11 protein-coding genes and 1 pseudogene are annotated in these 12,010 nt (G+C 58.0%); 8 read left to right on the top strand and 4 right to left on the bottom strand.

Translation table 11 applies throughout. The annotated features are described in order from the left end of the window. Positions 1-199: 199 nt before the first annotated feature. The 4 genes from ahbD to ACOYW1_RS15790 all read right to left on the bottom strand — a co-directional run bounded on the left by ahbD (position 200) and on the right by ACOYW1_RS15790 (position 5,742). Positions 200-1,306, bottom strand: coding sequence for a heme b synthase (gene ahbD / locus ACOYW1_RS15805; protein ID WP_482423552.1), 1,107 nt, complete (start codon positions 1,304-1,306; stop codon positions 200-202). 221 nt (positions 1,307-1,527) lie between these two features. After that, a complete protein-coding gene (hemB, locus tag ACOYW1_RS15800) occupies positions 1,528-2,499 on the bottom strand; it encodes a porphobilinogen synthase (protein WP_482423551.1) in 972 nt (323 codons plus the stop codon). A 149-nt stretch (positions 2,500-2,648) separates the two neighbouring features. Then, positions 2,649-3,839, bottom strand: coding sequence for a 12,18-didecarboxysiroheme deacetylase (gene ahbC / locus ACOYW1_RS15795; RefSeq protein WP_482423550.1), 1,191 nt, complete (start codon positions 3,837-3,839; stop codon positions 2,649-2,651). Between the two features lie 115 nt (positions 3,840-3,954). Continuing rightward, a complete protein-coding gene (locus ACOYW1_RS15790) occupies positions 3,955-5,742 on the bottom strand; it encodes an AAA family ATPase (RefSeq protein WP_482423549.1) in 1,788 nt (595 codons plus the stop codon). Between the two features lie 595 nt (positions 5,743-6,337). Here ACOYW1_RS15790 and ACOYW1_RS15785 point away from each other — a divergent pair. From ACOYW1_RS15785 to ACOYW1_RS15750, 8 genes and pseudogenes are all read left to right on the top strand, one after another. Beyond that, a pseudogene (locus ACOYW1_RS15785) lies at positions 6,338-6,784 on the top strand (PAS domain-containing protein); the annotation flags it as partial. Positions 6,785-6,809: 25 nt separating this feature from the next. Continuing rightward, positions 6,810-8,051 carry a response regulator gene (locus tag ACOYW1_RS15780; protein ID WP_482423548.1) on the top strand — a complete coding sequence of 414 codons (1,242 nt, stop codon included), beginning with the start codon at positions 6,810-6,812 and terminating at the stop codon, positions 8,049-8,051. Continuing rightward, the gene (locus ACOYW1_RS15775) at positions 8,029-8,544 is read left to right on the top strand and encodes a hypothetical protein (RefSeq protein ID WP_482423547.1); all 516 of its coding nucleotides are present in this window, start codon (positions 8,029-8,031) and stop codon (positions 8,542-8,544) included. Before ACOYW1_RS15780 ends, ACOYW1_RS15775 begins: the two co-directional genes overlap by 23 nt. Positions 8,545-8,695: 151 nt before the next feature. Then, complete coding sequence (locus ACOYW1_RS15770) at positions 8,696-9,130, top strand: type 2 periplasmic-binding domain-containing protein (protein ID WP_482415745.1); 435 nt, start codon at positions 8,696-8,698, stop codon at positions 9,128-9,130. Positions 9,131-9,183: 53 nt separating this feature from the next. Then, the gene (locus tag ACOYW1_RS15765; protein ID WP_482423546.1) at positions 9,184-9,936 is read left to right on the top strand and encodes a hypothetical protein; all 753 of its coding nucleotides are present in this window, start codon (positions 9,184-9,186) and stop codon (positions 9,934-9,936) included. A 9-nt stretch (positions 9,937-9,945) separates the two neighbouring features. Further along, positions 9,946-10,377: a hypothetical protein gene (locus ACOYW1_RS15760; protein WP_482423545.1), complete on the top strand. Its 432-nt coding sequence runs from the start codon at positions 9,946-9,948 to the stop codon at positions 10,375-10,377. Further along, positions 10,371-10,496: a hypothetical protein gene (locus tag ACOYW1_RS15755; RefSeq protein ID WP_482423544.1), complete on the top strand. Its 126-nt coding sequence runs from the start codon at positions 10,371-10,373 to the stop codon at positions 10,494-10,496. Before ACOYW1_RS15760 ends, ACOYW1_RS15755 begins: the two co-directional genes overlap by 7 nt. Before the next feature lie 321 nt (positions 10,497-10,817). Then, on the top strand, positions 10,818-12,005 hold the full coding sequence (locus ACOYW1_RS15750; protein WP_482423543.1) for a hypothetical protein: 1,188 nt from the start codon (positions 10,818-10,820) through the stop codon (positions 12,003-12,005). Positions 12,006-12,010 lie beyond the last annotated feature (5 nt).

The raw sequence follows: 12,010 nt of genomic DNA, 5'->3' as shown, positions 1-12,010 counted from the left end.
TTGTGCACGGAGTGCACTCTACGGTCCGTCGTATTTCGAGGTGTCAGTATATTATTCAGCGGCAGTCGTGGTTCAGCTCTTTCGAGAGACCACCGTGGGGTGTTTCATAAGGAAATCCGCGACGCTAAGCGTGCAGGGTTTATTATTTTGGGATGTACCTGACGGCACATGAAACCGGAAAGGGCCTTTGCGTGGGGCGCTATTTCTCCATGCGCGGCGGCTTGTAGCTGCAGAGGGGCTCTTCGGTGAGGTAGCTGCCCGTTGCCTCAAAGGCCCTGGCCCGGCACCCGCCGCAGACCCGCTTGTATTCGCAGGGGCCGCATTTGCCTTCCAGAAGGTCGTAGTCCCGTAGCTCTTTAAAGACCTTGGAGTTTTTCCAGATTTCGGCAAAGGATTGCTCCTTGACGTTGCCGCAGTCGGTGTGGAGGAACCCGCAGGGCTGAACCGTGCCGGTGTGGGAGACAAAGCAGAACCCGATGCCACCCAGGCAGCCGCGTGTCACTGCATCCAGGCCGTGGGTCTCGAAGGTGACCTTTTCTCCGTCCTCTTTGGCCCGCTGGCGAAGGATTCGGTAGTAGTGGGGGGCGCAGGTGGCCTTGAGCTGGAGGGAGGTCTTGTTCCGCTGGTCGTAGAACCAGTTGAGGGTCTCCTCGTATTCCTTGGCGTTGATCTCGCTGTCGGCGATGTATTTTCCCCTGCCCGTGGGCACCAGAAGGAAGATGTGGTGGGCCACGGCTCCGATCTCCTCGGCCTTGGCCAGGATGTCCGGGATCTGGGAGAGGTTGTCCTTGGTGATGGTGGTGTTGATCTGGAACTCCAGGCCCGCTGCCTTGGCGTATTCCACTGCCTGCATGACGCTGTCGTAGGCGCCGTCCACGCCGCGGAACCCGTCGTGGAACTCCTTGGTGGCGCCGTCCAGGCTCAGGCTGATGCGCACAATGCCCGACTCCACCATCTTTTTTGCGTTCTCAGCGGTGACCAGGGTGCCGTTGGGGGCCATGGTCATGCGCATGCCGAGCTTGTTGCCGTAAGCGGCGATTTCAAAGATATCCTCGCGCATGAGGGGCTCGCCGCCGGTCAGGATGATGATGGGCTTGCTCACCTCGGCGATCTGGTCCAAAAGCCTGAAGGCGGCTTCGGTATCCAGCTCCCCGGGGTAGGGGCCGTTTTCGGCTGCGGCACGGCAGTGCACGCAGGTCAGGTTGCAGCGCCGGGTTGTCTCCCAGGCCACCAGTCTCAACTCCGCCTCTTTTTTTCCGTGCCCGCCGCCGTGACCGTGGGGTCTGTGCTCTTCCAGCACGCTCATGCAGTTGCCGTGTCCATGTTGTATCGTGCCTCCGGCGGGGTCGCTTTTTGAAAAAAGCTCCGCAAAAACATTCCGGTTGCAACACCGAAGTAAGCAAGTCTGATGCGCGCAGTGTACCGGCATAGGTAAACAGCCGGTATCGCGCGTGCTTAAGTCCTGTTTGTCAAACTTTTCAAAAGTTTGGCCCCCGGCAGGGCCGCCGGAGGCGCTTTTTCAGGCCTCTATTTCCCGCCAAGCTCCCGGGCGGCTTCCAGGGCGTGGTATGTGAGGATGATGTCCGCGCCTGCCCGTTTAATGGAGGTCAGGGTTTCCATCATCACCTTGGTGCCGTCGATCCAGCCGAGCTGGTCCGCGGCCTTGATCATGGCGTATTCGCCGCTGACGTTGTAGGCGGCCATGGGCAGGTCCACCTCGTCCCGGACCTTGGAGATGACGTCCAGGGGGCCACAGGTCAGTTTTACCATGATGATGTCCGCGCCTTCCTGCACGTCCATGGTGGCCTCCCGGATGCCTTCCAGAACGTTGGCCGGGTCCATCTGGTAGGTGCGCCGGTCACCGAAGGTGGGGGCGGAGTGGGCGGCTGCCCGGAAGGGACCGTAGTAGGCGGAGCAGTACTTCACGGCGTAGCTCATGATGGGAATCTCGCCCATGTCTTCCTGGTCCAGGGCGTCCCGGATCTCACCCACGCGGCCGTCCACGTCCGAGGCCACCAGTTCGCGGTTGGCCTTGGCGTGGGAGACGGCGATACGGGCCAGGAGATCGAGGCTCATGTCGTTGTCGATCTTGCCCTTTTCCACCACGCCGCAGTGGCCGTGGTCCGTGTACTGGCAGAGGCAGACATCGGTGATGACGGTGAGTTCGGGGACCTTGTTCTTCACCTCGCGCACCGCTTTCTGAACGATGCCGTTTTTTGCGTAGGCCGAGGTGCCCAGGGGATCTTTCTTGTCGGGGATGCCGAAGATCATCACTGCGGGGATCCCAAGGTCACAGGCCTCTTTGGCCACCTTGACGAGGTTGTCCACGGAGAACTGGTAATGCCCGGGCATGGAGTCGATGGGGTTTTTCACGCCTTTTCCGCCGATGGCGAAGAGGGGCAGGATCAGGTCGTCGACGGAGAGGGAGGTTTCGCGGATCATGCGGCGCAGGCTGGATGACGCTCTCAGGCGTCGTCCTCGGTATTGGGGGAACAGCATCGGGTACTCCTTACGGCGAAGGCGAGGGCCGGTACTCCGGCTCTCAAGGTGACGGCGGCTCACCGGAAGTGGCCGCCGTTTGCTTGCCGTCGCCTTCGGCATGGGGCTTGCGGGTCAGAGACGGCAGCCTCTGCCCGGGCCCGGTATGGTTATTCGGTCAAGCCGATCTCTTCATCGGTTAAGTAGCATTCGGGATCCGGGGCCCAGACATCGCCGGTGGCGGCTTCGTGCTGGACGCCGAAGCTTGCTCTGGCACAGATATCGAGCCATTTGCACTTGGCGCACCTGCCGGTGACGTGCTTTTTCTTCTCCTTGAGTTTCAGGAGAAGGTCGTCCTCGGGGTTGGTCCAGATTTCGGAGAAGGGGCGCTGGCGCACGTTGCCGAAGCTGTGGTGACGCCAGAACTGGTCGGCGTAAACAGAGCCGTCCCAGCTGACGCAGCCGATGCCGTGGCCGGAGCTGTTGCCTTCGTTCATCTGGAGGAGTTCAAGCACTTCCTTGGCGCGCTCGGGGTCTTCTTCGAGCATGCGCAGGTAGATGTGGGGACCGTCGGCGTGGTTGTCCACGGTGAGGACTTCCTTGGGCTTGCCAGCATCGTGGAGGCGCTTGGCTTCGGTGGCGATGAGGTCCACGGCCTTTCGGGTCTCTTCGTGGGAGAGCACCTCGTCGCCGATCTTGACGCCACGCCCGGCGTAGACCAGGTGGTAGAAGCAGATGCGGGGGATGTCCATCTCTTCGAGGAGTTTAAAAACCTCGGGGATGTCACGGACGTTCATGCGGTTCATGGTGAAGCGCAGGCCCACTTTGATGCCCGCCTCCTGGCAGTTGCGGATGCCCTCGAGGCTTGCCTGGAACGCACCTTTTTCTCCGCGGAAGTGGTCATGGGTGGCTTCCATGCCGTCCATGCTGATGCCCACGTAGGAGAGGCCGATGCGCTTGAGGTTCTGGGCCACTTCTTTGGTGATGAGGGTGCCGTTGGTGGAGATGACGGCGCGCATCCCCTTGGAAACGGCGTACTCGGCCAGCTCCGGCATGTCCTTGCGCATGAGGGGCTCACCGCCGGAGAAGAGGATCACCGGGGCACCGAAGGCCGCCAGGTCGTCGATGAGGGCCTTGCCCTCTTCGGTGGTCATTTCGTTGTCTTCGCCGGTCGCCTTGGCCTTGGCGTAACAGTGGATGCATTTGAGGTTGCATGCCCGGGTGCAGTTCCACACAACCACAGGCTTTTTGTCTTTGGAAAACTGAAGCAGGTGGGAAGGAAGGCTCCCGGAATGGCGTCCGTAGCGCAGGGCGTCTGAGGGTTCCACGGTTCCGCAGTAGAGTTTGGATATTCCGATCATCTACGTATACTCTCCGGTTGTGACAGCAAAGGCCCTCAAAACGGGGCCTTTGTTGGTATCTCGTTTGAATGGTGTCGAATCCCAGGGCGAAACGAGGGCTGCCGACAGGGACTCGTTATGTCTTAGTGTTGTCGGGAAGGCGGATGGCGTCGGTTTTTCCCACGAGCTCCTCTTTGATGAGGTCGTCCAGGAAGGTTTCCGGCGACAACAGGGCCTCCCGTGTGATGAAGAAGTGAGTCTTGCCGGTTTTTTCCCGGATCAGGGAGAGGCCGAGCTCAAAATCTCCACTGATTTTAGCAAACAACTCGTCGAAGGTGGCTCCGGATGTCAGGATCTGGTCCATGAGGAAATCCACCGCCTCTTCATCAAACAGGACATGCATACCAAATTTCGAGAAAAAATTCACCTCAAGTTTTTTAACCTCTTCATAATGTGAATGAATTCTCTCAATGGCGCGTCCCGTGGAGATTCCGCTTGCGATACAGAGCGTTGACGCCAGGTCTGTTCGCCAGGGCGTCATGGGCAGCAGGTGGCCCACGGTGAGTTGATTCCAGTGGTTGGTGATGTACCCGGACAGGGATTCTGTTTCCAGTGCCTCCAGGTGCCGGAAGCGTGCACTCCACTCGTCGGCCATGGCAGGGTCCGACAGGGATCGCAGGGTCTCCTCGGGCTCCAATGCGGCTTCGACCGTGGCGGGGAACTCTTTCAGGCCCGTGGAGGGCAGGCGGGTCTCAAAGGGGAGGAGCACATCCTCCACAGCGCTCACGAGGCCTCGGGCCCCGGTGTTTTCAAGGTGGGCTCGCCGCGCGATCTCCCGGAGGATCTCATCGTCGAACCGGATGCTGATGCCGTAGGAGGAAAAATCGAGTTTTTTGCTCAGGATCACCGGGTTGTTGGGATTTTTAAGGATCTCAAAGAGATCGTCCTCGGAGAGGGACTCCAGGGTGGTGCGTACGGGCAGGCGCCCCACAAACTCAGACTCGAAGCCGAACTCCACCAGGTCTTCGGTGCGAAGCTCGCGGAAGATGGCGTCGGTGTCCGTGTTGTCGTGGAGGGTGGCGCCGAACCCGATGCTTTTTTTCCGGTTGCGCTTTTCGATGATCTCGGACAGGCCGTTGAAGGCGCCGCTCATGATAAAGAGGATGTTGCCGGTGTTGATCACCTGCTTTTCCAGATTGCCGGTCTTCTGGTAGCGCTCCATCTCCTTGAGCATGGAGACAGGGTCATGGGGGACCTTGAGCTCCACGTCGGTCTCTTCCATGGGCTTGAGGAGAGCCCGCTGGACACCGGTGCGGGAGATGTCGGCTCCCACGAGGTTGGGGGAGGAGGCGATTTTGTCCACTTCGTCGATATAGACGATGCCGCATTCGGCTCGCTCAATGTCGTCGTCGGCTTCACGCACGAGGTCCCGGATCAGGTCCTCGACGTTACCGCCCACGTAGCCTGCCTCGGTGAACTTGGTGGCGTCCCCCTTGACAAAGGGGACCCCGATCTTGTCGGCGATGAGCTTGATCATGTAGGTCTTGCCCACGCCGGTGGGGCCGATCATCAGGACGTTGTTTTTGATGCCCCCCACAATGCCGGAGGTCTTTCGCCCCTCGTCCCCTAAATGGCGGATTCGATTGAAATGGGTACAGATTTTTGTTGCCAGAACGGCTTTGGCCCTCTCCTGACGGATGATGAACTGGTCCAGATAGGCCACCAGGTCTTCAGGCTTCATGTCGAAGTCGAGTTGAAAACCCTTCTTCTCCGCTCTGACGCTCTTGCCTTCGGTTTTGTCCCGCTCGGGTTTCGAGAAGGGAGAGACGATCTTTACGTTTCCGCCAAACTTTTGATTGAGGAAATTACCGATCTCCTTTTCGAGTTCCTTGGGGTCGGGTATGTTTTCATTATAATGGCTCATGGTCACACCAATATAAACACGGGCTGGTGAATTGCAAGGGGGCGGCGCGGCCCTGGCGCCCCTGGTTCTGTTTCTCAAGAGGGCGATCTGCTGTAAAAACAGGCTTGAAGGGGATCCCTTCACCCTTTGACGGGGGCAGCCCGGATATTTGCCGGGTCGCGTGCCCCTCATCTTTAAGGCGTCAGGGCTGCAGGAGGTGTGACCTGCCTCAAAATCCTGATAACGCAAAAAAGGTGGGGGCCGTTTGGGATGTCTGGCTTTATCTCGACAATTACCTGGAATGACGCGTGTCTTGTGTTGCCGGCGGCGCTTTTTTATGGACTGTTCGGGTAAGGGGCGCATGGGGTGGTAAAAGAGGCGGGCAGGGGTGGTGCTGCCGGGACAGGTGTGTTAGAAACCCTCGTTGAACGTGTCGTGATAATCAAATGATCCGGCGGTGACACGGCTGAGCCGAATCCCATGCAGAGCAGGGGAGAGAGCCGCCGTCGCAAGATGCAATATGCACGGGGAAAGGCAGCTCCTTTTTTCCCGGAACCCACCGTTTTGGCATAAAGATAAACTGCTCGCGTGCCGATATGAGTAGACATATGTATGTGTGCACTGCGTGATAACCTCTTCCAGAAAAAGAGAAAAGGGGGTGGCATTGAACCGGGACTCTGACCGAACGGTTCTTGTAGTACATGGCGATGAACAGAGCCTGGCCCGTGCCCGGCGGCTCCTCGAATCAGAAGGCATCCATGTTGAAGAACAGGTGCCTGAAAGGGGTTCGTCCGATGATCGTGTACGATATGAAGAGTTGTTCAAGACAAGCCGCGACGGCATTTTGTTTACGGACTTGAACGGGCGCATCGAAGATGCCAACCCTGCGTTTCTCGACATGGTCGGATACCCCCTTGAGGAGGTATGCGATCGCTTCGAGCAACAGATAACACCGGAAAAGTGGCGATTGCTGGAGTCACGCATCGTGGCACCGGCTCTCCTTGCCAAGGGCGAATCCGGGGAGTACGAAAAGGAGTACATTAAAAAAGGAGGGAGCCGGGTGCCTACCCAGGTTCTCGAGTGGGCCGTTGCGCAACAGCCAGGGGGAACCCTTCCGAAAGCTGACCCTGGTCAGGGACACCTCGGCCCGCAAGTCCATGGAAGAGCAGCTCAGGCAGGCCCAGAAAATGGAAGCCCTGGGGACCCTTGCCGGGGGCATCGCCCACGACTTCAACAACGTGCTGGCCGCCATCCTGGGCTACATTGAGCTTGCCCGCTTCGATGTGGACGAGTCCAACCCGGCGCGAAAGAGCATCGACCAGATTTACAAAGCCTCCCAGCGCGCCAGAAACCTGGTGGGCCACATTCTCTCCTTCAGCAGGCAGACCGTCCATGAGAAGAAGCCTGTCTTTATGCAGCAGATTATCGGGGAATCCCTGGAACTCCTCAGGGCAAGCCTTCCCAGCACCATTGAGATCAAGCAGTCCATGACCTCCAAGGTCTACCCCATTGACGCAGACTCCACCCAGATTCACCAGATCCTCATGAACCTGTGCACCAACGCGGCCCACGCCATGGCCGACGGAGGGACCCTGTCGATTCTGTTGGACGTGGTCACCTTAAATGAGGTGGACGTGCATGAATTCATCGAACTGGAGCCCGGTGCGTACATGAAGCTCTCCGTGGGTGATACGGGATGCGGTATGAATCTTGAGGTGAAAAAACGCATCTTCGATCCCTATTTTACCACCAAAGGTAAGGGGCAGGGGACCGGCATGGGACTCTCGGTTGTCCACGGCATCCTCAAGGTCCACGGCGGGGCGATTCGCGTGGAGAGCGAGGAGGGAGAGGGCAGTGTATTCCACCTCTACTTCCCGGTCTCCGAAGGACGTGCCGGTGAAGAACCCAAGGTTGCGGCGGGGCTTGCCCGCGGCCAGGAGAACATCCTTTTTGTGGACGACGAGCCGGACCTGGCCGAGATGGTCGGGGCCATGCTGGAGCGTCTGGGCTACACGGTAACGGCCGTTACGGACAGCCGGGAGGCCCTCGATCTTTTTTCCGAATCCCCTGAAGCCTTTGACCTGGTGGTGACGGACCTGACCATGCCCAAGATGACGGGGGTCGCCCTGGCACGCAAGGTCAAAGCCCTGCGACCGGAGGTGCCGGTGATTATCTGCACCGGGTACAGCGACAGCTTTTCTGCAGGGGAAGTGTCGGACGCGGGAATCGATTTTCTTCTTATGAAGCCCCTTGAAATCAGGGAGCTTTCAGCATCCATTCGCAATGCCCTTGCAGGCAGGGGGACAGATGAAACGTTGTCATCTCATTAACGGAGTGGTTTGTGCCCTGGGCCTGTTGCTGGCCTCGCGAAGCGCGGTTGCGGAGAGCTTTGACTTCCGCAGCGTTCGCTGGGGCATGAATCGGTTCGAGGTGATGGCCTCTGAAAAAATCGCCCCGAAACGCATGGGGCGGCACGAACTGCTTTACAGTGTCTCCCTGTTCAGGCGGCCCGCGTACCTGGTGTACCGGCTGGCCGGGGATCGCCTCGTGGGCGTTCGCTATGTTCTTCCTGTTAAGATATCGGATTCCCTTGATAAGCTTGAAGGACTTGTCTCCCTGAGATACGGCGTGGCCCGCCGGGAGACAGGGAAAGAGGGGGCCCAGAGGGTCTGGGCCGTACCGGATCGGACCGTCCGCCTCTTTATTCCCAAAAAAGGGCAGGCCGTTATCGATATTGTCTCCAGAGGGGCTTCTGCCGCCTCATCCGCAGAGCTGGCAAGCCTTCGAAGCGCTGCGCGTGATGCGGTTGTGAGTAGTCTGTAACACGAACGGTATTGACACCTTGGGAGGAAATTAGTAGTGCACAAAGGATAACAATGTTAATTCCATACGGTTGGTATTCTGTATGTGCACAATTTGTTTGGTAGTGCTGAGTGATGATTTTCACCACGAAAGGAAGGAAGGAGTGCAAGGAATGATGAGAATGGTTCTAAGGGGCATGTTGGTTGCTTCGATTCTCTGCCTGGTCGCGGGCAGTGTATCTGCAGAGCAGTTGAGAGTCATCGGCAATCGAAGCGTTCCCGTCGCTTCTCTTGAACAGCGGGAAATTCGGGATATCTACCTCGGGAAGAAGAAGGTATGGGAAAACGGCATGCGTGTTCAGTTTGTTATCCTTGGGAAAGGTGACACCCAGGACGCGTTTTTGAACAAATACCTCAAGAAAAATCACAGCACTTTTACGCGGTATTGGAAAAAGAAGGTGTTTACCGGAGGAGGCCAGGCACCCAAGAGTTTTGATAAAGAGCGGGACCTCGTGGAGTATGTTGAGAAGACAAAAGGGGCCATCGGCTTTGTCACTTCCGGAGCTGCCACGGACCAGGTGAAGATCTTGAGCGAGATGACCATCTAAACGTGTTTACGATTATATTTCACATACCTTTATCGATGCGGAGGCTAACAACAATGATGAAAAGAACGGCCATTTTGTTTACCGTGATTTTGGTGTTTCTATCGGCGCAGTCTGCCGGTGCCCTGGAGCTGGGCTCTGAGGGGCAGGTGAGTATTCACGGTTTCATTACCCAGGGGTACCTTCTCTCCTCGGACAACAAATTCTTCGGGGATACCGATAATGGCGGCACCTATCATTTCAACGAGCGCGGCATCAACTTCACCTCGGACGTCAGCGACCGGCTGCGTCTGGGTATCCAGTTCTTCTCCCGGGATTTCGGGTTTCTGGGGGATAACGAGGTAACCATCGATTGGGCCTATGCCGATTACTCCTTCACCGAGTGGGCCAACTTCAGGGCCGGTAAGCTCAAGATGACCCATGGTCTTTACAACACCAGCCGGGACGTGGACATGCTGCGTACCTCGGTGCTGCTTCCCCAGAGTGTGTACAACGAGGGGTGGCGAGACTCCATCAACGCCCTCAACGGCTTTGAGTACTACGGGTATGCCCCGGCCGGCAAGGTGGGCAGCTTTGAGTATCACATCATGGGCGGTGTCAACGAATTTGACGACGACGGCCCGGAGATCAGGCTCTTGGAGGACCAGTTTCCCATATACATGGGCGTGGACGTCTCCAACAACCAGGTAGACCGCACCTACGTGGGCAGCGTCCTCTGGGAGACTCCCCTGGAAGGGCTTTCCTTTGGCGTGAGCGGTTGGGGAGTAGACCGGGTATTTATGCAGATATTACAAGTAATACAGCCATAACCGGTCGTGGTGAATCCGAATATTGAAGTGACCCAGACCGGCTGGACCACCTCCCTTCAGTACGCTGTGGGGGACTTTGTTTTCTCCACCGAGTACAACCGTATCAACTATGAGTTTGAGGACCCCATCTACGTCCCCGGCGGCAAGGACTTCGACAGTGAAGGCTACTACGGCATGATTACCTACCGGTTCACCGACTGGTTTGAGCTGGGTACCTATTACTCCGAGTACTACGCCAACCGGGATGACAAGGATGGTGAAAAGGCCGTTGAACAGTGGGTAAGCGCAACTCCCCAGGTACAATGGTGGTTATCCCCCCGGCCAGGAGCACCGCGCCTACCTCAAGGATCTGGCGTCTTTCCTCTCTTCGCTTTGACATCACCGAGAACTGGATCTTCAAGCTTGAGGGCCACAAGATGCGCGGGGGCGCCATCATGCTGAACTCCGACGGCAATACGGACTTTTACCCGTCACCCGGTTTTCCTGGCGGCCAGATCGAAGGCCCCAGCTACACGAAAGACTGGGAGCTCTACACGGCGAAAGTCTCTTTCAGCTTCTGATGCCTCTGGGCTTCACGACGCTCTGATCGATATGCCGGCATCGGCCATGGTTATGGCGGTGCCGGCATGATCGCTCTGTGGGACGCCCGGCTCCCGGTTATTTCGGGAAGGGCCTTCCGCGATGAACAACCCTGCCTCACAACACACACAACGGCCGCTTCTCTTTTGCGATATTCTCCTTTTCGGCCGCCTTCATGGATACGATTCGTGACAAATGAAAGGACTCGGAAAAAACAGAGATGCATACAGGCGGCGCACACCGGGCCGCATCGCCTCTGTCTTTTTTCGACGTAACTGCCAATGACCTTTTCGGGGGGTGTAATGACCAGACGAAGATTTCAATGGATCGCATGTGTTCTTGCCGTGTTTTTCATGATGCCGTGGCCTGCGGTGGCCAAGAAAATTGAAGATGTGGAGACGGCCTCGCGATTTGCCCAGGCTTTTGGCGGCAAGGCGCAGCCCGAACTCATGACCAACGCCCTCCGCAGCGTGGGCAAAACCCAGCGCCATCGCTACAAGCGGGATGTGACCCTGGAAAAGCCCCTGGACGTCAGGGTTCTGGGGGACCGTTACATGTCGGCAGCTTTTTCCGCCCGTGTGAAAAAAGCAGGCAGCGCCCGGGCCAAGGCCGAACCGGCCATCTATGTTCTTTTGTTCCAGAAGAAAGCCGACGGGGGGCTGGACCACCAGATGCAGCATCTTTTGATCCTGGCCGAGCCCGGGGTGATTGCCTCTTACGAGTCCATGGCCGATGCCGAACTTGCGACCCGTTTTCGTAAAATCGGGGCGGATGTGACGGTGGTGGCTGCAGCTCCGGTTCCCAAGCCCGATACCCCTGAGCCCGTGGCCGTCCTGTCCGGAGATAGCATCTGCCGGGGAAAGGTGGGGGAGTCGTTCATCGACGACTCCATTACCCGGGACAGTGAGCTGATGCAGCTCCTTGCCGGGTACGCCAGGAAGGAGGACATCCCCAAGGCGGTCCCTGTGGTGAAGGCCGGTGCCGGGTCCCCGGAGCTCCAGCTGCGGGTGGCGGAGCTGGAGGCCAGGGTAAGGGCCCTTGAAGGCCTCCTTGCCAACATCACCCGTAAAGGCGGTAACATCTATTTTAACGGGGTTAACCTTTACGTGACCAACGGCACGGGCAAGGCCGACAAGGTCAACGGCAAGGGGAACGTGGTGATCGGCTACGGGGCCACCGGCTCCGGGTCCCATAACCTGGTGGTGGGGACAGCCAACCGCTTCGAGGGCTTCGGCAGCGTGGTTTCCGGTCGCGGCAACGCCGTAAGCGGTAACTGCAGTGCCGTTCTCGGAGGGGAGGGCAACAAGGCCAGCGGTGATTTTTCCATTGTTGCCGGTGGCAAAGGAAACAAAGCCCGGGGAACGTATGCCTCCATCCTGGGGGGGACGAAAAACACAGCCAAGGGTGAATACACCAGCATCAACGGCCAGCGAGGACGGACCAAAGGTGGGACAAATCCTCATTTCACAAGTGAAAAGACCAGCGAGTAAGGTGG

This window comes from Desulfoluna sp. CYM3A (assembly GCF_056829965.1).
The sequence above is the reverse complement of the archived record's forward strand: the minus strand, read 5'-3'. Positions and strand labels throughout refer to the sequence as shown.

Excerpts from the sequence above, each read along its gene's own strand:
- ahbD (WP_482423552.1), bottom strand. The coding sequence starts at position 1,306 with ATGAGCGTGCTGGAAGAGCACAGACCCCACGGTCACGGCGGCGGGCAC.
- hemB (WP_482423551.1), bottom strand. The coding sequence starts at position 2,499 with ATGCTGTTCCCCCAATACCGAGGACGACGCCTGAGAGCGTCATCCAGC.
- ahbC (WP_482423550.1), bottom strand. The coding sequence starts at position 3,839 with ATGATCGGAATATCCAAACTCTACTGCGGAACCGTGGAACCCTCAGAC.
- ACOYW1_RS15790 (WP_482423549.1), bottom strand. The coding sequence starts at position 5,742 with ATGAGCCATTATAATGAAAACATACCCGACCCCAAGGAACTCGAAAAG.
- ACOYW1_RS15775 (WP_482423547.1), top strand. The coding sequence starts at position 8,029 with ATGAAACGTTGTCATCTCATTAACGGAGTGGTTTGTGCCCTGGGCCTG.
- ACOYW1_RS15770 (WP_482415745.1), top strand. The coding sequence starts at position 8,696 with ATGATGAGAATGGTTCTAAGGGGCATGTTGGTTGCTTCGATTCTCTGC.
- ACOYW1_RS15765 (WP_482423546.1), top strand. The coding sequence starts at position 9,184 with ATGATGAAAAGAACGGCCATTTTGTTTACCGTGATTTTGGTGTTTCTA.
- ACOYW1_RS15755 (WP_482423544.1), top strand. The coding sequence starts at position 10,371 with ATGCTGAACTCCGACGGCAATACGGACTTTTACCCGTCACCCGGTTTT.
- ACOYW1_RS15750 (WP_482423543.1), top strand. The coding sequence starts at position 10,818 with ATGACCAGACGAAGATTTCAATGGATCGCATGTGTTCTTGCCGTGTTT.